Annotated in this window: 21 protein-coding genes; 8 read left to right on the top strand and 13 right to left on the bottom strand. The window is 39.6% G+C overall.

What is annotated here, in order from left to right; all coding sequences use genetic code 11:
• Positions 1-1,233, bottom strand: a complete 1,233-nt coding sequence (locus AAGD16_RS03295) for a site-specific integrase (protein WP_028834337.1) — start codon at positions 1,231-1,233, stop codon at positions 1-3.
• 201 nt (positions 1,234-1,434) lie between these two features.
• Positions 1,435-1,611 (bottom strand): hypothetical protein, encoded by a 177-nt coding sequence (locus AAGD16_RS03290; RefSeq protein ID WP_013464196.1) that lies wholly within the window; start codon positions 1,609-1,611, stop codon positions 1,435-1,437.
• 316 nt (positions 1,612-1,927) lie between these two features.
• Here AAGD16_RS03290 and AAGD16_RS03285 point away from each other — a divergent pair, with 316 nt between their 5' ends.
• From AAGD16_RS03285 to AAGD16_RS03275, 3 genes are all read left to right on the top strand, one after another.
• The gene (locus tag AAGD16_RS03285) at positions 1,928-2,359 is read left to right on the top strand and encodes a thioesterase family protein (protein WP_013464195.1); all 432 of its coding nucleotides are present in this window, start codon (positions 1,928-1,930) and stop codon (positions 2,357-2,359) included.
• Between the two features lie 12 nt (positions 2,360-2,371).
• A complete protein-coding gene (locus tag AAGD16_RS03280) occupies positions 2,372-3,424 on the top strand; it encodes an aldo/keto reductase (protein ID WP_128583180.1) in 1,053 nt (350 codons plus the stop codon).
• A 120-nt stretch (positions 3,425-3,544) separates the two neighbouring features.
• Positions 3,545-4,477 (top strand): ABC transporter substrate-binding protein, encoded by a 933-nt coding sequence (locus AAGD16_RS03275; RefSeq protein ID WP_128583179.1) that lies wholly within the window; start codon positions 3,545-3,547, stop codon positions 4,475-4,477.
• Here AAGD16_RS03275 and AAGD16_RS03270 read toward each other — a convergent pair.
• The 3 genes from AAGD16_RS03270 to AAGD16_RS03260 all read right to left on the bottom strand — a co-directional run bounded on the left by AAGD16_RS03270 (position 4,410) and on the right by AAGD16_RS03260 (position 9,060).
• On the bottom strand, positions 4,410-5,030 hold the full coding sequence (locus AAGD16_RS03270; RefSeq protein WP_377113621.1) for a fumarylacetoacetate hydrolase family protein: 621 nt from the start codon (positions 5,028-5,030) through the stop codon (positions 4,410-4,412). The genes AAGD16_RS03275 and AAGD16_RS03270 overlap by 68 nt on opposite strands.
• A gap of 231 nt (positions 5,031-5,261) precedes the next feature.
• Entirely contained in the window at positions 5,262-7,778 is a 2,517-nt protein-coding gene (locus AAGD16_RS03265; protein ID WP_377113618.1) for an exo 1,3/1,4-beta-D-glucan glucohydrolase, read from the bottom strand.
• Between the two features lie 16 nt (positions 7,779-7,794).
• Entirely contained in the window at positions 7,795-9,060 is a 1,266-nt protein-coding gene (locus tag AAGD16_RS03260) for a sugar MFS transporter (protein WP_013464191.1), read from the bottom strand.
• Between the two features lie 251 nt (positions 9,061-9,311).
• On the opposite strand from AAGD16_RS03260, the gene AAGD16_RS03255 reads away from it, so the two are divergent.
• Genes AAGD16_RS03255 through AAGD16_RS03245 form a run of 3 tightly spaced genes read left to right on the top strand, consistent with a single transcriptional unit; the run spans position 9,312 to position 13,003 of the window.
• Positions 9,312-10,646: a GH1 family beta-glucosidase gene (locus tag AAGD16_RS03255; RefSeq protein WP_377113615.1), complete on the top strand. Its 1,335-nt coding sequence runs from the start codon at positions 9,312-9,314 to the stop codon at positions 10,644-10,646.
• A 15-nt stretch (positions 10,647-10,661) separates the two neighbouring features.
• A complete protein-coding gene (locus AAGD16_RS03250; protein ID WP_024601541.1) occupies positions 10,662-11,990 on the top strand; it encodes a glycoside-pentoside-hexuronide (GPH):cation symporter in 1,329 nt (442 codons plus the stop codon).
• An 11-nt stretch (positions 11,991-12,001) separates the two neighbouring features.
• Complete coding sequence (locus AAGD16_RS03245) at positions 12,002-13,003, top strand: LacI family DNA-binding transcriptional regulator (RefSeq protein WP_028834345.1); 1,002 nt, start codon at positions 12,002-12,004, stop codon at positions 13,001-13,003.
• A 32-nt stretch (positions 13,004-13,035) separates the two neighbouring features.
• Here AAGD16_RS03245 and AAGD16_RS03240 read toward each other — a convergent pair whose 3' ends face one another.
• Genes AAGD16_RS03240 through AAGD16_RS03220 form a run of 5 tightly spaced genes read right to left on the bottom strand, consistent with a single transcriptional unit; the run spans position 13,036 to position 18,556 of the window.
• Entirely contained in the window at positions 13,036-14,997 is a 1,962-nt protein-coding gene (locus AAGD16_RS03240; RefSeq protein WP_013464187.1) for a response regulator, read from the bottom strand.
• Between the two features lie 25 nt (positions 14,998-15,022).
• Positions 15,023-15,484 (bottom strand): response regulator, encoded by a 462-nt coding sequence (locus tag AAGD16_RS03235; RefSeq protein ID WP_010390893.1) that lies wholly within the window; start codon positions 15,482-15,484, stop codon positions 15,023-15,025.
• Position 15,485: 1 nt separating this feature from the next.
• Positions 15,486-16,970 (bottom strand): ATP-binding protein, encoded by a 1,485-nt coding sequence (locus AAGD16_RS03230; protein WP_377113610.1) that lies wholly within the window; start codon positions 16,968-16,970, stop codon positions 15,486-15,488.
• 18 nt (positions 16,971-16,988) lie between these two features.
• Positions 16,989-17,198, bottom strand: a complete 210-nt coding sequence (locus AAGD16_RS03225; RefSeq protein WP_028834349.1) for a hypothetical protein — start codon at positions 17,196-17,198, stop codon at positions 16,989-16,991.
• A 17-nt stretch (positions 17,199-17,215) separates the two neighbouring features.
• Complete coding sequence (locus tag AAGD16_RS03220) at positions 17,216-18,556, bottom strand: sigma-54-dependent transcriptional regulator (protein ID WP_377113607.1); 1,341 nt, start codon at positions 18,554-18,556, stop codon at positions 17,216-17,218.
• Between the two features lie 227 nt (positions 18,557-18,783).
• Here AAGD16_RS03220 and AAGD16_RS03215 point away from each other — a divergent pair, with 227 nt between their 5' ends.
• The gene (locus AAGD16_RS03215) at positions 18,784-19,299 is read left to right on the top strand and encodes an NUDIX hydrolase (protein WP_377113604.1); all 516 of its coding nucleotides are present in this window, start codon (positions 18,784-18,786) and stop codon (positions 19,297-19,299) included.
• 28 nt (positions 19,300-19,327) lie between these two features.
• Here AAGD16_RS03215 and AAGD16_RS03210 read toward each other — a convergent pair whose 3' ends face one another.
• The 3 genes from AAGD16_RS03210 to AAGD16_RS03200 form a co-directional block, all read right to left on the bottom strand.
• Positions 19,328-19,834 (bottom strand): YgjV family protein, encoded by a 507-nt coding sequence (locus tag AAGD16_RS03210; protein ID WP_024601536.1) that lies wholly within the window; start codon positions 19,832-19,834, stop codon positions 19,328-19,330.
• Positions 19,835-19,896: 62 nt separating this feature from the next.
• Positions 19,897-20,463, bottom strand: a complete 567-nt coding sequence (locus AAGD16_RS03205; RefSeq protein ID WP_377113601.1) for a Crp/Fnr family transcriptional regulator — start codon at positions 20,461-20,463, stop codon at positions 19,897-19,899.
• Between the two features lie 6 nt (positions 20,464-20,469).
• Positions 20,470-21,504 (bottom strand): NAD(P)H-dependent flavin oxidoreductase, encoded by a 1,035-nt coding sequence (locus tag AAGD16_RS03200; RefSeq protein WP_377113598.1) that lies wholly within the window; start codon positions 21,502-21,504, stop codon positions 20,470-20,472.
• 200 nt (positions 21,505-21,704) lie between these two features.
• Here AAGD16_RS03200 and AAGD16_RS03195 point away from each other — a divergent pair, with 200 nt between their 5' ends.
• Positions 21,705-23,081 (top strand): NAD-dependent succinate-semialdehyde dehydrogenase, encoded by a 1,377-nt coding sequence (locus tag AAGD16_RS03195; protein ID WP_377113595.1) that lies wholly within the window; start codon positions 21,705-21,707, stop codon positions 23,079-23,081.
• Positions 23,082-23,089 lie beyond the last annotated feature (8 nt).

The raw sequence follows: 23,089 nt of genomic DNA, 5'->3' as shown, positions 1-23,089 counted from the left end.
TTATTGTTCTCCATTAACAACCAGTTTTAGTAAACGCTCTTTATAACCGCAAGAATGTATATATAATTTGGTTGTTTGATTCGAACTATAGCCATCTACCTTATGGCCCATACGCCTAGCTGTCTCAATGTAAGTTGCAGACTCAGTGGTGATTGACTCAAAATTTTTGCCACTATTCCTGCACAGCTCGTAAAATACATCCGTCCCAAACGAGTGTCGCAAGTGATGGTAAACAGCCCCTCTTTCGAGGATCTGGCAACCTGTATATAATTCTGGATTTTCATCTATACTGTTGATAACTTTAAGTAAAACTTTATGAAATGTCCTAGAACCATATTCAGAGGATAAAACGCATCCCTTTGAGTAATTATTGGCGTTAGATACAAATAGATTATTGGAGTTGGTAATTGGTCTTTCAGTAGAATAGTAGCGTTGCATTTTCTCTAGTAAAAACCTTGGTATATAAAGAGTCCTTGAACGTCCATATTTGGTATATAGAGAAGAGAGATGGTATTCAAATTCATGTTTATCGGCTTTTTTTTCTAATTCAGAGAATAAGCTCAATAGACCACTGTGTTTTTTCTGGTTTGCAGTAAAATCTTTTAGTAAAAAGCCTTGATTTTCTTTAGTCCGACAACCTAAGTCACCGCCAGTTCGCAGTATAATTTCTTCGAGTAGTGTCCCTGCTCTGCGGTATAATAGCTCTCTAGTTGCAGGTAGAAGGTATTTAACAAGCAAGCATTGTTTGTTATTGGCTCTTGATAGTGTTCGGTGAGATGAAAACACAAAAATATTTTTATATTTATTATCAAAGAAATAACTTAACCAATTGAAGTAACTTTTCAAGGAGTAAACAGCTTTAGAAACAGCAGCTTCACTCTTACCTTGAGTTTTAATAAGGTAGTTATTTATATATCCATTAATAACATCACTAGGCAAAGCAGTATGGTTAGTTAAGGACATTTGAGAGCCTGATAGAGATTGCATACAAACCCAATCTAAGAAAAGGCCAAGCTGATTACAACGAACATACTGCCCGTCGAAAGAAGTTTCTACTTCCTCAAAAAAGTGGATGATTTGATTAGTAATTCTATCTTTTTTTACTTTGAGCTCAATATATACCCCTCGCTGAGTTATATATCGAGCGTAAAGACAAGGTAAAATTAAAGGTGTATTATTATCATCTAAGTAGATCCAATGCTTATTATATTTCTTATCATGAAACCTCTGCATTTAAAAACAACCCTAAGTTACTCTCTATAACTTAAGAGTAGCAGAGATAATTTAACTTACATTTAAAACCGCAAGAATACACCCCTGAGTTTAAAAGCAGTCCATATCTATATGAATAAACTTTTTCATCACACAATAACAACTGTTTATTTATACAGCCATTATTGTGGAATCACTTTTAATTAGCAAGCATGTTATTGCTTAAAAAGAGCGTTTACTTTTCTTTGGCTTATTAAAACAATACATCCAAAATAAAATTTCTAAAGAAAAGCCTAATAAAATCAAAACAATTGCCCCAGCCTCATTACCCATAGCGTAACAAGTAAACGACGCTATAAAAACGGTGCATGCCAATAACCAATTAATTATATTCTGCATAGTTATCTCCTTGTGTGTTAATAGTTACTATAGCCATGAATTTAAAGAGGTACAATTTTTACTCAAGGGTTTTTATTTAGCACTGTTGTTTTTTTAAGGTTAAGGTTTGTTCAATCTGAGGCAGTTTACTCACGGCGCGAGGTTTATAGCCTAATTGTTTAAATAAAAAAGGCGCAAAGCTTCCATGTCCTGCTTACGTCCCTTATTTACATCCATGAGGGCAATACAGAGTAGCTCCACCCCTAGTTATAATTCCCTTGAGCTCATCCGACCATATTGCTAATCTAAATGCTTTAAAACTAAGAGCAATAAATACATGGAAACGTTTAAACAACAACACCCTATTCATACCGATATCACTGTGGCATGGGGCGATATGGATGCCCTACAGCACGTTAATAACTGTGTTTACCTGCGTTATTTTGAAATAGCCAGAATCGATTTTTTAAATAAATTAAATTTATTTGAGACTATTAATGCGAAAGCCACTGGCCCTGTGATCAGTGAAAATAATATTCGCTACAAACGCCCTGTAACGTTTCCTGACACATTAAGCGTAGGTATTACCATTAGTGATATAAAATCTGACCGCTTTGTAATGAACTACAGCGTGTTTAGTCATGCACAAAACGCGATAACAACCACCGGCATGTCAAAAGTGGTCATGTTTGACTTTAAAACAGGCCAAAAAGCCACGATCACAGAGCCATTGTTATCGGCTTTAAAAGCAAACTCTCAAACCGAATAATTAGGATTAGCAATGCAATATAGTCAATTAGGCAGTAGTGGTGTTAGCGTTTCAAGAGTGTGTTTAGGTAGCATGACCTGGGGAGTACAAAACACCCAACATGATGCCGACCAACAGATAGCCTATGCGCTTGAGCAGGGTGTGAACTTTATTGATACAGCAGAAATGTATGCTGTTCCTCCCTCTCCCGATACCTACGGTAAAACAGAAGAAATTATAGGCAATTGGATAGCACGTAATTCACAAAAACGAAAAGACATTGTTATTGCAACTAAAATTGCAGGGAATGGACTTTCTTGGGTACGTGATGGCGGCAATATTACCCGCCAAGCTGTTATTGATGCGGTTGATCATTCTCTAAAACGCCTACAAACCGACTATATTGATTTATACCAGCTACACTGGCCAAATCGCCGTACCCCTCACTTTGCTAGGCAATGGCCTGGTATGCTTAAATTTACCGATGTTGATGCAAAACAACACACCGCTGATATGCTTGATATTTTAGAGGGGTTAGATGCGTGTGTTAAAGCAGGAAAAATTAAGCATTGTGGACTTTCTGATGATACGCCTTGGGGAATTAACCAATTTTTAAATTTAGCAAAAGAGCATAACTTGCCAAAAATGGTGTCTATCCAAAACGAGTTTAGCCTAGTACATGCCAAAGATTGGCCTTATTTAATAGAACAATGTGTACATGAAGATATTGCTTATTTACCTTGGTCACCATTGGCCGCAGGGCTATTAACCGGTAAGTACCTAAATGGAGCACGCCCTGAAGGCTCCCGCTGGACATTTATGCAGCGTAACGGTATTTTTCGTGATACGCCACAATCACAACAGGCGACCAAAGAGTATGTTGAACTTGCCCATGCACACGCTATCACCCCAGCTCAATTAGCGCTGGCTTGGTGTAATCAAGTTGATGGAGTGACATCATCTATTATTGGTGCCACTACTATGGCGCAATTAAAGGAAGACATTGATGCGTTTGACCTAACACTGAGCGATGACGTGTTATCAGCGATTGATATCATATTTAGAAATAATCCAATGCCTTACTAATGAAATCAAGCAAAGGGTAAATGTTATTCAATAATGTTGATTCTTTGCTATTCTTTATGTTTATTTTCTAAACATTATCGGTATAATGCGCAGCAAATTTTCAAGGACGATCTATTTGTTATGTTGCCTCTTCGTTTTTTATGCCTGAGCACTTTAGTGATTTTTTCTCTTTATAGTCACACTCTAATAGCAAAACCGGTAGAGGAAATTTTATGGCTACAAAGTAAAACCCCTCCATTTCATTTAGATGCTGATGATTCCCAATCCGGCTTATGTGATAATTTAACTGAGCAACTCATCTCAACCATTAAAGGCGTTAAACATACTCGCTTAGTTTTACCGCAAAAGCGTATTAATAAATATATAAATGAAGGTAAAAACGTCTGTTTCCCATGCGCTATTTATAAGCACAGTGCAAATAAACAGTTTATATATTCAATACCTACGTCTATTTACCCCCCATTTAATATCATTACTACCGCAGCAAAAGCACCTGAATTAACCACAAAACATGGAATCCCTATAAACTTAGTTAGTTTGCTTACTGATGAGAGCTTTACTTACGGTCAAGCTGATGCTCGCAGATTTTCTGTGCAGATTAACAATATTATTGAAAATTCACTAACTCACTCCAATGTTTCTATGAGTTGGAGTAGTGATAATGAAAGCGGTGTTGTAATGGAGCGCTTAAAGCATGGGTCTTTAGATTATTCGCTTGATTACCCATTTATAACTAGTTACTTCAATAAAGGTAATCAATCAAATATCGTAAACCTAGCAATTGCACAAAATAAAAATAAATTAGTCCCCATAGCGGTTGGCTGTGCCACCAATGCCCCTAATGACTTTGCATCACAAGCAATTAAAAAAATCAACCACGCACTAAAAAATAGCATTTTAGTCTCTGAGCAATACAAAAAAAACCAAGAATACTGGTTAAATGAACACTTTGAAGACTTTAATAAAACATATTCTCAGCATGTCCTTAACTTTGACTCACAGACCAATGATGCTCCAATAAACACTGCTGACCAGAATAAAGAGCAACGTTGAACTCTCGTCCAGTACTAACCATCCCTACGCCAGCAGGCGTGCCAGTCATAATAATGTCGCCTTCTTCGAGGCTTATAAACTGACTAACCTCAGCCAATATTTGTGCAGGTTGGTGCAACATAAGTTGGCTATCACCATGTTGAACCGGCTTGCCATCAATATGTAATTCAAATATAAACGATGTCATTTCTGGCGTTAATTCAATAAACTCACTAAATAATGCTGAGCCATCGAATGCTTTAGCACGTTCCCACGGCAAGCCCTTTTCTTTTAAACTGCTTTGCAAAGCTCGCTTAGTCAAATCGAGTCCAATCCCTACCCCTGCAAGCTGCTTATTTTTAACCACAAAGCATAATTCAGTTTCATAATGCAACGTATCACCGTTATGGGAAGAGAGTAAGGTATTAGTGATCGCGCTATTAGGCTTATTAAAAATTACCATTTGCTCAGGGTGTTCGTTGTTTAATTCAGCAATATGCGCACTGTAATTGCGCCCCACACAGACTATTTTTGAAGGCTGTATGCTCTGCGAAGCCAGCTTTATTTGATTCATTTTCTCACCTGTTAATTACATAACGCTTTTAATATTTCGGCATACTCTCAAATAATTAACGCAAAAGCGAATGCAGTTTTATTATGTTTTTATGATAACTATTGAGCTGAATATAATCAATCACATAGAATGGAATGAAAGTAAGAAGGGACTAATTTGGCAGGTTTTTGTACTACGCTTTTAAAATAAAAAGCAGGTACTCTCAGTACCTGCTTATTAATAGATTATTGACTACTTACAAGTAACACTACCTTGCTCGGCAGCATTTGCTGTAATAGCCAGCTTAGCAATAGATACATGCCAATCACCTTGCGTGCTTAACTGCCAAGGGGTGAACACTTGTGCTAAATCAACACCTTGCTCTGCAAAACAACTTAAGTTGATGTTTAATGTTTGCCATTGACCTGATTGCTCAAGGTTATCAGTAATATCAAACTTACCCTGACAACTCTCACCACACCCCATACCAACCCATAACGGACTAGCCGCGGCTTTATCTACTTTAATTTGTATTTGCAGCTGACCATTGTTTTCAACGTATGAACGTAAGTCAGATGGAAACGCAGCCGCTAAATTAACGCCAGCCATTGCTTGGCCATTAAAACGAATAGCGCGTGCATCTTCTTGCACCTCTTTATCAAATGTTTGGATGCTCAACGCACCTAATGACTCGCGACTGCTCGCCACCGTTTTTTGTTGCTCGCCACTTTTTAAAACCAGTGACCACGGTGCTTTAATTGCACGCTCAAACAATACTAAATCATCCAATTTTTCAGTCTGTTGAGTTTGCTCCACCAAGTCATCTTTTAAGACATTACTATCGTTGTAAGTTAAACCAAAACCATAAGGAAGTAATGGGCTGTAAGCTTCGTCGTTACGGTTTTCATTATCGATTGGATTATTAGGCCATGAAAAAGATAGCTTGCCTTTAAAGTCATGATTAATAGAGCCGTCTGCATTTTTAAACAAGACATCGCTAATAGCATCGCCTTCACTACCTGGAAGCCAAATAGCAACGAACGCATCACTGGCGTTAAGCTCAGCATTAACCCACATAGGGCGACCGCTTATAAATAATGAAACAACAGGGATTCCCGCATCTTTAAACTTACGCAGTAACGCTAAGTCGCTTTTATTACCGCGCTGGTATTCGAGGTTATCAACATCACCATTACCCTCTGCGTATGGTTGCTCACCAAACACCACAATGGCAACATCAGGGCGTGCAGTATATTCCCCTTCAACGCTCAGCGCTGCACTGCCACCAGCTTGCTCTACAGTATCTTTAATACCTGCATAAATAGAACTGCCACCAGGAAAATCACTGTTTTTATTACCTGTACCTTGCCACGTAACGCTCCAACCACCCGACTGCATACCTATGTTATCAGCCCCTATGCCTGCGACTAATACGTTGGTTTTAGGTGATAATGGCAGTAACTGCTGCTTATTTTTAAGTAATACTAAAGACTCGCGTACAGCCTGTTTAGCCACTGCACGGTGATCGCTACTACCAATAATTTCAGTTTTTCCAGACAGGGGACGCTTCGCAGGGCTTGGTTTATCAAATAACCCTGCACGCATTTTAACGCGTAAAATACGCGTTACTGCATCATTAATTCTACTGAGTGGGATTTCACCGCTATTAGCTTGGTTAACCAAGTTGCTAAATAATGGTTTCCACTCATCCGGTGCCATGTATACGTCTAAGCCCGCATTAGCCGCTTGAGCACAGTTACTATTAGAACAGCCTTTAACCTGCCCGTGGCCATTCCAGTCACCGACAACAAAGCCATCAAAACCCATCTTATCTTTAAGCACATCGGTCAGTAAATATTTACTGCCGTGAATTTTTTCACCATGCCAGCTATTAAACGAGGCCATTACCGTTTGTGCACCTGCACCCAAACCACCAACATAACCTTGAGCATGAAGCGCAAATAATTCTTCTTCAGAGGCGATATTATTACCTTGATCATCGCCATTCACAGTACCGCCATCACCTAAAAAATGCTTAACCGTACTGACTACCCGCGTATCTGATAAAAAGTCTTCATCAACAGCGCCTTGTAAGCCTTTAACAATTGAGGCTGAATATGCTTTTACTATTTCAGGGTCTTCAGAATACCCCTCGTAAGTACGACCCCAACGATCATCTCGCACTACGGCAACCGTAGGTGCAAATACCCAGTCAATACCGGTAACCATAACTTCACGCGCCGTTGCTGCGGCAATTTTTTCAATAAGTTCAGGGTTGTTCGCCGCCCCTAAACCAATATTATGCGGAAATAAAGTCGCACCAATCACATTGTTGTGTCCATGTACCGCATCAGTGCCCCACATTGTAGGAATCGTGCTGCCATCGAGGGAATCATCAATAGACGCTTGATACATCTTTTCAGCTAAATCAACCCAGTCTTCGGGGGTTGCATGTTTATTGTTATTTGGAAACGAGCCACCGCCGTTTAAATAGGAGCCAAAGCCATATTTACGCATATCTTCAACCGTAATATGACGAATTTCAGGTTGGATCATTTGCGCTATTTTTTGCTCTAGTGTCATGGTCTTTAGCATATCTGCGATTTTTTGCTCCATTTGAGCATCGCTTTTAATACCGGTTTCTATTGTTGGCCAAATTTCTTTTTGATTTGTCGCATCGCTAGCACTGTTAGAGGGTTGCGAACAACCGCTGCTGGCTATTGCTGCTAGCATCAGTGCAGTGACTGAAAAAGTTCGTTTAATAATCATAGCATTCACCTAAAACTCAAAGACGAGTTGACGTTGTTTTTTTTGCACCAAACAGCGCGAAGTAAGTAATATATAAATAGCAGCCAATAGGCAGTATAAGCGCTAACTGCACACCGATATTGTCAGCCAGCATACCTTGTAGTAATGGAATAATAGCTCCACCTACAATCGCTAAGCATAAAATACCCGACCCCTGTGAGGTGTATTTACCCAAGCCTTGAAGCGCTAAACTAAAAATAGTAGGGAACATAATAGAGTTACACAGACCAACCAATAAAATAGCCCACATAGCGAGTGACCCTTGACCTGTCATTGCAATTAACACTAACACACCGGCCAAAATACCATGACAAGCTAACACCTTGGCTGCATTTAATTTTTGCATAATCGCAGCGCCAGCAAATCGCCCTATCATTGCACCTGCAAAATAATAGCTAATATAATGTGCAGCTTGTTGCTCTGGTAAACCTGCAATATGGTCAAGGGTTAAAAAGCCGACTAAAAAGCTACCAATCGCAACTTCAGCACCTACATAAACAAAAATACCAATAGCGCCCAAAATAAGATGGCGATATTTCCAAACACTGCCTAAGTCAACAAACTCAGTGTCACCTTGATTTTCAGCTTCACTATCAATCGCTTTACCGAGTTTAGGTAACTTCAAAAAAGCAAAAATAATAGCCAGTGTTAGTAAACTTGCACTGAGCATTAAGTAAGGGAACTTAACTTCTTCGGCTGTAGCTTGACTAATTTCAGACAAAATCAACCAACTACCAAATAATGGCGCAACCGTTGTTCCTAAAGAGTTAAAAGCTTGGGTCATGGTTAAACGCGAAGACGCTGTTTTTGCAGGCCCTAATACGCTTACATAAGGGTTAGCAGAGACTTGTAAAATAGTGATCCCTGAAGCAAGCACAAATAAAGCAAGTAAAAATAGTTCGTAAACATGTGCCTCTGCAGCGGGGTAAAATAATGCACACCCTATCGAAGCAACAACCAAACCAACAACAATACCAAATTGGTAACCTATTTTACTAACGAGTTTTCCTGCAGGAATTGACATAACAAAGTAGGCACCAAAAAAACAAAATTGTACCAACATTGCTTGGGTGTAATTAAGGGAGAACATTCCCTTTAAATACGGAATTAAAATATCGTTCAGGCAGGTAAGAAAACCCCACATAAAAAACAAGGTCGTAAGCGATGTTAACGCAAAGGTGTGTGTAGACCCTGGTTTTTGGCTGTTTTCTGCTGCCGGTAGTGGCTGTGTGATATGTGCCATAGTATAATCTCTAATTATTTATAATTATCAGATTGTTACCTCTATTTAATTGCGTTTAGTAAAACTTAAAATGCAGATAATAGTTGCAACACCAAATGTAAGCGCTTACATTTATAGCATACAGAGAAAAATTATCAATTTATTTACAAATAATATTGTAAGCGCTTACATTGTTGTATTATATAATTTCTATTGCTTAGCTAATTACGGTAAAGCGCATTATTATTGCAAGCTTAAGGACGTATCTTATTGTGTTTAAAACAATTTCTTTGCCAGGCACGTCAGCCCTTTTAAAATCGCCGTTTATTTTTGGTGTTGCCACGGCCTCTTTTCAAATAGAGGGAAGCCACAACACGCGATTGCCATGTATTTGGGATACTTTTTGTAGCAAACCAAACACCATTGCAGATAACAGTAACGGCAATCACGCCTGTGAGCATGTAAAATATTGGCAACAAGACGTTCAAATGATTGCCGATTTAGCCGTTGATGCCTATCGACTTTCTATTTCTTGGCCCCGCGTTTTACACCAAGATGGAAGTTTAAACATTCAGGGCATGGCGTTCTATAAGTCATTACTACAGGCTCTTAAAGCACGCAATATTAAAACTTATGTCACTTTATATCACTGGGATTTGCCACAACATTTAGAAGACAACGGTGGTTGGCTAAATCGCGATACCGCGTATCAATTTGCTCATTACGCTCATATAGTAACTCAGCAACTAGAGGGCTTAGTGGATTCTTATGCGACCTTAAACGAACCGTTTTGTAGTGCCTACCTAGGCTATGAAATAGGGGTACATGCACCAGGCATAAAAAGTCAAAAAGCAGGACGCCAAGCGGCGCACCACTTATTACTCGCCCATGGACTTGCGATGCAAGTGATACGCAAAAACTGCCCTAAGATAGAGGCCGGTATTGTGCTTAATTTTAGCCCTGCCTATCCATTTACTCCTGACGATGAACGCGCTGCTAAATTAGCTGATGACTATCATAACCAATGGTATATTCAAGCAGTGCTGGAAGGCCGCTACCCTGAAGTGATTAAGGAGCTTGCAAATGATGCAAAACCTGATGTTGCAAATGGCGACATGGCAATACTTAGCCAAAAAATCGATTTTTTAGGGGTTAATTACTATACTCGTATCCATTACAAAAATACGCCAGATCATTGGTTTAGCGAAGCTCCTTTAGAGAATATTGCCACCACTGATATGGGCTGGGAAATATACCCACAGGGATTGTGTGAACTCCTACTTTCATTAAATGATCGTTACACGCTACCCAAAGTATATATAACTGAGAACGGTGCAGCGATGGCCGATGTATTAATAGATGGAAAAGTAGATGACATACATCGTATCAATTACTACCATACACACCTTAATGCCGTTCATAATGCCGTTGAGCAAGGCGTTAATGTGCAAGGCTACTTTGCATGGAGTTTAATGGATAATTTTGAATGGGCCTATGGCTATGAAAAACGCTTTGGGCTAGTCTATGTAGATTACCAAACTCAACAACGCACCTTAAAACAAAGCGCAATTGCGTATCGTGATTTTCTTAAACAGCGCCAAAAATAATAATGAGTGGCTTTTATGCTGAGTAAAAAAGAAAAAATAGCTTATGGCCTAGGTGACACGGCCAGTAATATTATTTTTCAAACCGTAATGCTATTTTTAACCTTTTTTTACACCGACATTTTTGGTATTTCGCCTGCTGTTGTTGGTACCCTTTTTTTAGTCGTCAGAGTCATTGATGCAGTTACAGACCCAATAATGGGCGCCCTGACCGATGCCACTCATACAAAATACGGTAGCTACCGACCGTACCTACTTTGGCTTGCCATCCCCTTTGCTGTTATAAGCGTGATTACCTTTACTACCCCCGCGATGGATGACGGCAACAAAATTATTTACGCGTTCGTTACCTACACCTTGCTAATGTTGGTTTATACCGCAATTAACATTCCTTATTCGGCACTTGGCGGCGTACTCAGTAGCAATCCTAACGAACGGGTTTCTATTCAATCATATCGATTTGTGTTTGGCATGCTGGGGGGGTTATTGGTTACGAGCTGCACTTTACCTTTAGTAAAGTGGTTTGGGGAGGGTAATAACGAGTTGGGCTATCAACTCACCATGCTGGTTATGAGTTGCCTTGGTGTAGTGTTATTTCTAATTTGTTTTCGTTACACCAAAGAGCGGGTGATCAATCCACCACATAAATTATCTTTAAAAACACAACTTCACGTTTTATGGCAAAATCAGCCGTTTAAAATATTGTGTATGGCAGCGCTGATATTATTGACCAGTATGGTGCTGCGCACGACATTAGCTATTTACTATGTAAAGTATGTTCTTGGAAAAGAAGATTTAATCACCGAATTTGTGACTTTAGGTATGGTCGGTAATATTATAGGCTGTGCGTGTGCGCAACCTTTAAGTAAACGCTTAGATAAAAAAACGGCTTATATTTATCTGCAATATATTTCTGCCATATTGAGCTGTTTTGCTTTTTTTGTCCCTAATGAGCAAGTTTTACTCGCCTTTTTAATGTATTTTTTATGGTGCTTTTTCACTCAAATGGCGACACCTTTATTGTGGGCAAAAATGGCAGATGCTATTGACTACGGAGTTTGGCAAAATGGTCAACGACTCACAGGTTTGGTTTATGCAAGCGTGGTATTTTTTATCAAATTGGGGCTCGCATTAGGCGGCGCTATAGCGGGTTGGTTACTTGCGTATTATCAGTATCAAGCCAATGTAGAATTAAGCGAAGCAACTAAAAGCGGTATTTTAACCTCATTTACACTCTATCCTGCTATTGGCAGTATACTTGTGGCTTTAATAATGACTAAATACAACTTAGATAACAAAACCATAAAAAAAATCACCGCCGATTTAACACAAAAAAGTAATTTGTAACAAGGAATAGTATGGCCACCATTTATGAGGTGTCAAAGCTTGCAGGGGTATCACTTGCCACTGTTTCAAGAGTAATGAACAACAATGCAAACGTAAGTGATGCAACCAGAAAAAAAGTGACTTTAGCGATGGAAGAATTAGGCTACCGCCCAAATTCTATTGCGCAATCACTGGCCTCTAATTGCTCTAATAGTGCTGGCTTATTGGTTTCTGAGTTAAAAGGTCCTTTTTATGGCCCTATGATGAGCGGCATAGAAAACACCCTCAGAAAACAAGGTAAACACGTTATTATTACCGCAGGGCACAGTGACGCAGAGCGAGAACAACAAGGCATAGAGTTTTTAATTAGCCGTAATTGTGATGCACTTATTTTGCATGTTGAAGCGGTTAGCGATGAATATTTAATAAAGCTGAGCAAAGGTAAAACACCATTTGTTTTACTCAATCGCCATATTCCTGAGCTCGCCGATCGCTGTATTATTCTTGATAATATTAAAGGGGGCTATTTAGCGACTAAATACATTCTTGAGTCTGGTCACAAAAACATTGCTTACATTAGCGGTCCTTTATGGAAAAAAGACGCTCAAGAGCGTTTAAACGGACATAAACAAGCACTTGCTGAACACGACATTGAGTTTGATGAAAACAGTTTGTATGAAGGTGACTTTATAGAGGACAGCGGCTACGAAGGATTTACTGCTCTTTATAAAAAAAATCCCGCCATTACCGCCTTAGTGTGCGCCAATGACGAAATGGCAACGGGTGCAATGGTCAGTGCCAGAGAGCATGGCATTGAACTACCCGCACAACTTTCAATAATAGGCTACGATAACGTGTTCTTTACCCGCCATGTATACCCCCCTTTAAGCACTATTAATTACCCAATAGATGAAATGGGAAAAGTAGCTGCACAGTGGGTACTGAGCCATGTATATCAAAAAAGCGTACAGCCTATTCAAACTTTATTTCAGCCCGAATTAGTCATACGCCAATCAGTCGTTAATATTACCTAGCTAATTATTATATAAATTGGCAAATAGTGGCGTTAAACAAGTTTACTTAATAACGCCAAGTTTATTGGTTTAAGCAAAACTTGCTCTATTTCTAGCTGCCTAATGTGTACGGCATCAGGCTCCATTCCACTAATAATAACTCGTTGAATATCAGGATAGTGTTCTTTAATAAAGCCAGCAAGCTCTAAACCTGAACCATCGGGTAAATGCATATCGAGTAATACTTTGTCGTAATTACTGTTATGCTCAAGCGTCGCCTTACAGTCTTTGACACTTGTTGCTATATCCGTGTCTACATCCAAACTTTCTAATAATAACTGAGTAATTTGTCCAGCATCAGCATCGTCTTCCACTAATAAAAAACGCTTTATATTAGTATTATGTTTTGGCGTTGGCTGTATCGATGAAACACGTTGTGTTTTTTTCCCCAGCACTGACTCTAAGCATTGGTACAGTAAGTTTGAATCCACAGGTTTGGCAATCATATCGTCAAACCCTAGCGCGGTTAGTTCGTTATGAATACCTTTCATGGTGGCCGCGGTTAAAGCAATAATCGCCCCTTTAAATCCTAACTTTCTAAGTTCAATGGCTGCTTCTTTTCCGCCCATCACCGGCATATGAATATCTAAAAATATAATATCGTAAGCGGCGCGCCCCTCTACGAGTTGCTTTTTAACCTTATCAAGCGCTTGTTTGCCATTATCAGCATAATCTACATCTGCACCCGCTGAGCCAATTAAATGGCCAACTAACACGCGTAAATCGCGTAAGTCATCCACCACCAACACTTTGCCACTTACTTCGCATGGTGCTACTTTTTGCTGCATGTTGGGGGTTAAATCAAGTTTTAATAAATTGCGCTCTACCTGTCTGATATCACCAGGGTATAAGGAAATGGTAAACGTTGAGCCCTCACCTACATAAGAATCTAATGAAATAGTACCCTGCATACGACTAAGTAGCTCAGAACAAATAGCTAATCCCAAGCCCGCACCACCTACTGAGCGCGACTCTACATCGGCAATTTGCTCAAAAGGCTTAAAGATGAGTGCTTGTTTTTCTGGAGCAATACCCAAGCCTGAATCTTTAATGCTAAAAAAGAGCATTTCACGTTCAGCCACCGTCTCTGTCCATGCGTTAACGATAATTTCGCCTTGCTCGGTAAATTTTATCGCATTATTTATCAGGTTAATGAGAATTTGTCGTACCCGAGTAGCATCTACACGAATAACTAATGGCAAAGGCTCCAGTGATTCAAATTTTAATGATAAGCCTTTATCAAGGGCTGATACACGCATTAACGTAAACACGTCGGCCATTAGGCTATCAAGATTAACATCCCCCAAGCTTAGCTCAAGCTTATCGACTGCAATTTTAGATAAATCTAAAACATCATTCAGTAAGCTCAATAAGTGTTTGCCATTACGATAAATAACGCCCAACTCATTTTCAGCTTGCTTGCTAAAATCACTGAGCATAAGTAGTTCGGTATAGCCTAAAATAGACGACAAGGGAGTTCGCAGTTCGTGGCTTAAATGCGCTAAAAAGCGGTCTTTTGAACGGTTTTCAGCCTCCGCTTTTAAACGCTCCACCCGCTCATCTTCTACATCGCGGCGTGCTAGAGCATAACGAATAGAACGGGCAAACCGGCTACCACTCATTTCACTTTTAACTAAGTAATCAACCGCACCAGCATCAAGCGCAGCCGAATCTAGCGCATCGTTAGATTGCCCCGTTAACATGATAATAGGCCCACAAAAGCCATTCTTAATCGCTTGCTTTAAAACACTTAAGCCATCTGAGGCACCTAAGCGATAGTCAAGCAGGCAAATATCATGCTCATTTTTACTTAGTACATGTATTGCCTGCTCAGGAGAGCTTATCCAGTCTATGTCAAACACATGGGAACTGAGCTGCTCTAAATAGTCACGAGTTAAAATATAATCATCTTCATCGTCTTCAACTAATAGCAGTTTCGTTGCCTTTGCTAACATAGCGTCTCCTGTTTTAATAATATGCTTAATCGTTAAACGTGCTTGGTAGCTCTACAAACTCAACCCAGTATTTACCCAGCGTTTTCATCAACTCAACTAACCCGTCAAACGTAACCGGCTTAGTTATGTAAGACGCAGCGCCTAGGTTATAACCTTTAACCATGTCTTCTTCTTGCTTAGAAGTAGTTAAAATAACCACTGGGATGCCCTTTAGGTTTGGATTTGCCTTAATAGCTTCAAGCGCTTCACGACCATCCATTCTCGGCATGTTTAAATCAAGTAAAATTAAGCCTGGTCTTGGCGAGATGCTTTTATCTACAAACTTGCCTTTGCGCTCTAGGTACTCTAAAAGTTCAACACCGTCTTCAACAAAATGTAATTCATTTAAAACGCGGCTTTCAGCAAGCGCATCTTGGGTTAATAAACGATCATCTTCATCATCGTCTGCCATTAAAATGGTAATGGGTTTTACGTTTGTTAATGGCATATTATGCCTCTCCTTGTAATGTGAATAACTCTGCATCCACAGGTAGTTTAATAATGAAGGTTGCGCCTTCGTTAGGGGTGCTTATTGCTGTAATAGTTCCGCCATGTCGCTCTACAATTCTGCGACACACAGATAATCCAATGCCGGTTCCTTTATATTGAGAACGCCCATGTAAACGCTGAAATGGCACAAATATTTTATCCGCGTACTCATCAGAGAAGCCGATACCATTATCTTTTACGGTAATGACATGCCAACTTACTTTACTATTATGGTCTTCACTAAACTCGCTAATTCGTTCAAAGCTAATATCAATAACAGGGTTTACGTTAGGCGCTCTAAACTTCACTGCATTTGAAATTAAGTTTAAAAACAGCTGATGCATTTGACTCGGATCAGCCTGAATGATTGGCATATCAACCGTTATCACTTGCGCATTAGACTCATTAATGGCTATTTCTAAATCGCTTAAAATATCATTAAGTATGCTATTTAGATTGGTGTCGGTAAAATCTTTACCTCGAGTTGTTACTCGAGAGAACTCTAATAAATCATTAATTAAATTAGACATCCTTTGTGCGGCATTTTTCATGCGGGCAATGTAATCTGCGCCTTTTTCGCCCAACTCGTCTTTAAACATGCTTTCAAGCCGATCACTAAATGCTTGGATTTTTCTTAGCGGCTCTTGCAAGTCATGACTGGCAACAAAAGCAAACTCTTCTAACTCTCGGTTACTGCGACTTAACTCATCAGAATATAACGTAAGTTCTTGGGTACGTTCGGTCACTTTACTGGCTAAGGTTTCGTTTTGCATTTCAAGCTCAGCACGATACTCGGCCGCATTTTTTAAATTAAGTCTAGCCAATAAAAACATACCCAAAATCAATAATGCGCTGGTCACTGCAGTAATACCAAAAGTGATTTTAGCTTCTTTCTTAATTTGTGCTAATTTCGAAAAGTGACTGACTTTAAACAGCAATTCACGTTCTTGTATATCATTAACTCGCTGACGGATCTCTCTATATAGGTCTCGCCCTTCATGTGAGTTCAGTATTACTAAAGCGCGTTTTTCTTTATCATTTAATGCTAATTTAACCGTTTTTTTAAGCTCAGCTATTTTAGCTTCAACCAAGAGTAACAGCTGTGCAATACGCTCAGCCTGCCCGTCAATTTCAGAATGTAAGGCGCTCACATGGTTCGTTTGAGACTTTATTTGTGCGATAGCATCGTAGTAAGGCACTAAATAATCATCCGTTTGAGTTAATAAATACCCACGCTGCCCCGACTCAGCTTGCACTACCGAAAGGTGCAATTGCTCTATCGCCGTGCTTAACATATTAGTGTTATCTAAACTTTGCTGAGTACGCGTTAAGCCTTGTATGGTATTAACCGCTAAAAATGCATTACCTACAATAATGCATAGTATTATGGAGATAAATAACGCCCATACTACATTTGCTTTGCCTTGCTGTTTGCGTTTAATCATTTATCGTCCTGGTTTTTATTATTTTGAGTCTGAAATAAGCTGTAAACTGTCACTACATGCTTGGCAATTAACAATTATTTTATCGAGTGCCTCGAGTGCTTTTTCGACGGGCATATCGTTTTCAAGTACTAGCTTGATAAGCTCAGCATTCATTGAAATACGATTTAACGGTGCCCGCGCATCATGTACTAATTCGTTTAAAGGCTTTATTTGTTTAGTTAATGCCATACTATCCTCATGTTATTTTATTTATATTCGCCAATGCCACCATATGCGTTAAGGCGGTTATAAAGCGTTTTAGTACTTATACCTAACATTTGTGCAGCCAATGTTTTATTACCTTGTACTTTATCGAGTGTTGCATGAATAAGCTCTTTTTCAACTTCTTCAATGGTTTGTCCTGCAGAAACCTGATTTTCCTGAGCTTGATTATTTACTCGTGAAAAAGGTGACTCTAGGTTATCAGGCAGTGCCACAACGCTTGTTTGTGGATCGCTCATAATAAAAGCGCGATGAATTGCATGACGAAGTTCACGTACATTACCTGGCCAGTCGTACGTTTGCAGCTCTTTAAGTTGCTCGTTAGCCCAAGCAAACGCTGTACCATTTTCATCGTTCAATTGCTCTAAAAATGCTTTTGAGAGTAATGGAATATCTTCTTTTCGCTCTCGTAGTGGCGGTATATCAATTGGAAAAACAGCGAGCCTAAAGTAAATATCTTCACGTAAAATATTATTCTGCGCTAAATCGGTAAGGGAGCGATTAGTCGCTGAAATAACACGGCAATTTACTGGTAACTCACGATTACCGCCAACCCGTGTTACTTTTTTAGTTTCAAGTACACGCAGTAAATTAGGCTGCATATCAATCGGCATTTCAGTGACTTCATCAAGAAATAACGTTCCGCCATCGGCTTGTTCAAACACGCCCTCTTTACGGGCAATGGCACCGGTAAATGCGCCTTTTTCGTGACCAAATAATTCACTGCCAATAAGCTCTTTTGAAAGGGCGCCACAGTTGCTAGCAACTAAAGGTCCTTCGCATTGACTGGCATTATGAATAGCTTGCGCTACCACCTCTTTACCTGCTCCGCTTTCACCCATAAGCATAACGTTAGCATTGGTTTTAGCTACGCGCTCTATCATAGTATAGAGCTTTTGCATTGCCTCAGATTCACCAATTAAGGTATCAAAATGATGGGTGATAGCGTTTTTCTTAGCTTTTTTAACAGTTTTTTTAGGACCATTTAAAACCAGTTCTAAATCTTCTCGCTGCAGCGGCTTTAATAAATGCGTTACATTGGGCTCACACATATCGGCTAAAATCCCCTTAACCGATGGGTGCCCTGAAATAAGAGTGACTTTAGGAGATTGACCAATCATTTTTAAATGATCTAATAAATGCAAGCCGCTACCATCGGGTAACATGAAATCCAGTAATACATGATCAAAGGAATTATTCTCAAACCACTGATGCGCTTCTTCTAAACTGGTTGCAGTTTGAATATTATGCCCAAGAAACTCAACAATATGACAAATAACATCACTAAATTCGATGTCGTCATCAACTAAAAGTATATTTAACATGATTAATCCCTATGCTTTTTTATTATTCTACTCACCCCTTTCAACAAATGAAAGGTATTCAGAGCAGGACTAAAACAATGACATTTTATTTTTTAATAGTTCGCCATTATAACTACAGATATATGTATAAACGCTTAAATTAACAATCTTTTCAGTTAATTACTTTTTAACAATGAAGTAATTAATGCAACCAACTGATATAATTTACCTTTATTGCTGGAGTCGTTATGCGCCTATTAAAAACCACTATTCACCCCACTATTAATATTACTCAAGGTCGTCAGTTTACTCGCCCTACTGCTCGCGCAATTGTATTTAAACAGCAGTACATTTTATTAATGTACACTCAGCGCTATGACGATTTTAGTTTACCCGGTGGTGGCGTAGACTTACACGAAAGCATTGAACAAGGGCTTATCAGAGAGCTTAATGAAGAAACTGGCGCGCAAGATATAAAAATCTGCAGTGAGTTTGGCCTCTATGAAGAATATCGTCCTTGGTACAAAGATGACTTTGATATTATTCATATAAAGTCATACTGTTATGTATGCGAAATTAACGAACAACTCGGCCAAGCACAGCTTGAGCACTATGAGCAACAAAATGGTATGCAAGCTAAATGGGTAAATATTTTTGAGGCGATAGCTCACAACGAACGCACATTAGCTAATAGCGATAAACAAGGATTGTCGATTATTCGAGAAACCTTTTTATTAAAAGAAATTGCCAAACAGTTCTTTTAATAAGTTTACATTGCTGCATTTTACGTTCCTACTTGAGGTTCAGCAAGACTTTTTTACTAATATAAAATCGATATAAACCAAATAAGTTACTACTTAAAAATAGGCTTTCCATAATTATTGCCACAGGGGAGCCAGCAAAAATATTATGCGTTATCCAAAAAGAGGTTCCCACCACCATACATAACCTCAAGTGCAAGTCTCTATTTTGAAATGAAGCAATGGTTTGTATTAATGTCGCCACCAGCGCAAAGCCACTAAACCAATCTTGCCATGTTAAATAAACGGCTAAACAACTCACTGCCATAAATCCAAACATGGCCCAAGTATGCTTAAAGTATATGCAGTAAAAATAACGTAACGCGGCAATAAGCATTAAGCAGCCGGCACTGTTATAACCCAAAATAAAAAAGTGGACTGAGGTTAATAACACAGAGGTAAATAAACAACATAAGATAATGCGTCGGGACTTAAACTGAAATGAAGCTAAGTCGAGTAAAGTAGCGACGGCAACCAATGATTGGGCAATTAAAAACATAACACTCCAAGGCACTTAAGGCATAAAAATGAGGAGTGTATAGTGCTTTATATAAACAGCACTTAACTTAAGTTAAGTCGCTTACGAATTCGTGATAACGAAATGGCCGAAATACCTATATACATAGCCACTTGGCTTAAGCTTAACTGCGCCAACCAATGCGGTTTATGTTTAAGCAAGTAACAGTATCGCTGCTCGGGGCTGTTGAGTAATAAAAATGCTTCTTTGGCTTCTTTAAATATTAGTTGCTGCGCAATGAGTTGCTGCTTAATGAGTTGGTACTGTGCTTGCTCAAATAGTGTTAGCGGTACTTTAATTACACTTGCCTCATTAATTACTTTTAATTGGTAAAAAGCGGGGCTTGAGGTCATCCAATTGGCAAACAGCAATGCAAACTCATTTTTAAAATAAAACTCTTTGCATTTTTGCCCGCCATCAATATCATCATGAATAGCACCTAAAACCCCCTCCACAATTAAATAGCCATAACGCTGTACATCGCCTTGGGGCAATAACACGGTATTGCGCGCGACAAGCTGTTGAGGGTAAATACCTGCCAATTGTGTTTTAAGCGTATTTATAAGCACTTCGTAACTATCGCCAAGCGATAAAAGTGGGTTATCAGACATTAAACATTACCATTTTCCCATTAAAATATGCGTAATATCCGCAGCTGATATCCCCACCCGAGGCACATATTTCTGGCCACACCACAAAGGCGAAAAATCACTTTTAGCACTTTTTTCAGCTCGGTTTCTTAAAGCTGTTATTGCACTGCTAGCGTGAGGAAACGAAGGCACGCCCTCAGGCATAGTACCTAACTCGAGCATGACGCGGTTTTGAATACCCCGCGCGGCTCGACCTGAAAACAAAGTAGTTAGTGCGGTGCTATCTTGAGCCTGCTCTAAAATAGCTTGCTGATGTAAAGCAGATGTTTTTGCCTCTTTACATAATAAATAAGCGCTACCAACTTGAACTCCACTGGCTCCCAGCGCTTTCATATGCTTTACATCATCTGGCGTTGCAATACCTCCTGCAGCAATAATCGGTAATGATAAATGCTCAACACAACGCTTAACTAACTGCTCAGTGGTTTGTTGCAAGCTTAAATCCATTGATAAAAAATGCCCTCGATGCCCTCCAGCTTCTAAACCCTGAGCAATAACAGCATCAGCGCCATTTTCACTGAGCCAAATAGCTTCATCTAAAGTGGTCGCCGTTGAAATTACTTTAGTGCCCCAGCTTTTTATTTGCGCCACAATAGCGTGCTTAGGTAAACCAAAATGAAAACTCACAACCGCCGGTTTATAGGGTGCAATAATATCAACAACGGCTTGGTTTATAGGCTGACGGGATGCCCCTGCGGTTAAACTTTGCGGGTCAATTTCATACTCTGCAAAATAAGGGGTCAGCATATTATGCCATTGCTGCTTTTGTTGGCTGGTGTAATCAGTAACCGTGTGACAAAAAAAGTTTAGATTAAATGGTTTATCTGTTTTTTGAGTAAGTAAGTCGAGCTGTTCAACTAACTGTGCTGGCGATAACATAGCGCAAGGCAACGACCCTAGCCCGCCAGCTTCACAAACGCTTGCAGCCAATTCAACGTTTTGTACGCCCGCCATAGGCGCTTGAATAAGAGGTAAATCGATATTAAACAATGACTGTATCATCTAACTACTCCCTGTAACTTTTTCAACAACTTGCAGTATTTACAGAACCATAGCAAAAACAACGAACAAACAAAATCTAGATTTTTGTATAAAGTAATATAAAAACCATTATTAACAAAAAGTTATGAATTTTTATAAACTATCGCCCAACTGGCTTTGGTTTTGCACCTACCCTATTACATAATTTGTTAGGAGGTAAAATGAGTAACACAGTAGATACGATCAATCCAGCAACCGAGCAAGTCATCAATAGCTATACGCTGCTTTCTCAAGCTCAAGCAGAACAAGTGATCGAAAAGTCTCATGAAACATACTTAACATGGCGATTAACCTCGTTTACTGAGCGCGCTAAATACTTGAATAAGCTAGCCTCTTTATTTGAAGAGCAAAAAGAAGCGCTTGCTAAACTGATGACCGAAGAAATGGGTAAAGTGTACGAACAAGGCTTTCAAGAAGTGCAGCTTTGTGCTGACATTTGCCGTTATACCGCAGAACATGGCGCCGATATGCTGAGCGACGAAGAACGCGATATGCAAGGCGGTCGTGCAATTATAAGTTATCGCCCTACTGGCGTGTTGCTAGGTATTCAGCCATGGAACTTCCCACTTTATCAAGTTATTAGATACAGTGCCGCAAATATTATGGCGGGTAATACCACGGTATTAAAACACGCGGGCAATGTATTTGGTATGGCTGAAAAAATAGATACCTTATTTAAACAAGCTGGGTTCCCTGAGCATTGCTTTAGTAACTTACTAATTGACGGAAAAACAGCCAGCGCACTTATTTCTCATGAACACATTAGTGGCGTTACCTTCACAGGAAGTGATGGCACAGGTAAAAAAGTAGCTGAGCAAGCCGGTAAGCACGTTAAAAAAACGGTATTGGAGCTTGGCAGTAACGATGCTTATGTTGTACTTGATGATTCCGACCTCGCACTAGCAGTTAAAACCTGTTTGCAGGGCCGCATTATTAACAATGGGCAAACCTGTGTGGCTGCCAAGCGCTTTGTGGTAGTTGACTCATTATACAATGACTTTAAAGAAGCGCTGAGCCAGCAATTTAAAGCAATTAAAATGGGCGACCCTATGGATAAAGATACGGAACTGGGTCCTATGGCACGCGAAGATTTACGCGACAAAATTCATCAGCAAGTGCAAGACTCGGTAAATGCAGGCGCAAAAGTAATTGTAGGCGGCGAAATTCCGCAGCAAACAGGCTATTACTACCCGCCTACAGTACTAGAAAATTTATCACCAGGGATGCCTGCATACGATGACGAATTATTTGGCCCTGTGGCATCTTTGATTAAAGCCAAAGATAATGATGACGCTATGCGTATTGCCAACGACTCCCGTTATGGACTAGGCGGCGGTATCTTTTCAAAAGATGAGAAAAAAGCCATTGAGCTGGCTAAAAAGCATTTTGATACCGGTATGATCAACATAAACGGTTACGGACTGGCACAACCGAACTTACCATTTGGCGGTGTTAAAGACAGTGGCTATGGCAGAGAACATGGCGGCTTTGGTATTCGCGAGTTTGTGAATGTTAAAAGCATCATGATTAATAGCTAATATCAGGT

The organism is Pseudoalteromonas sp. M58 (assembly GCF_042604605.1).
Classification (GTDB): Bacteria; Pseudomonadota; Gammaproteobacteria; order Enterobacterales; family Alteromonadaceae; genus Pseudoalteromonas; species Pseudoalteromonas tetraodonis.
This window is presented reverse-complemented; position numbering and strand designations above follow the sequence as displayed.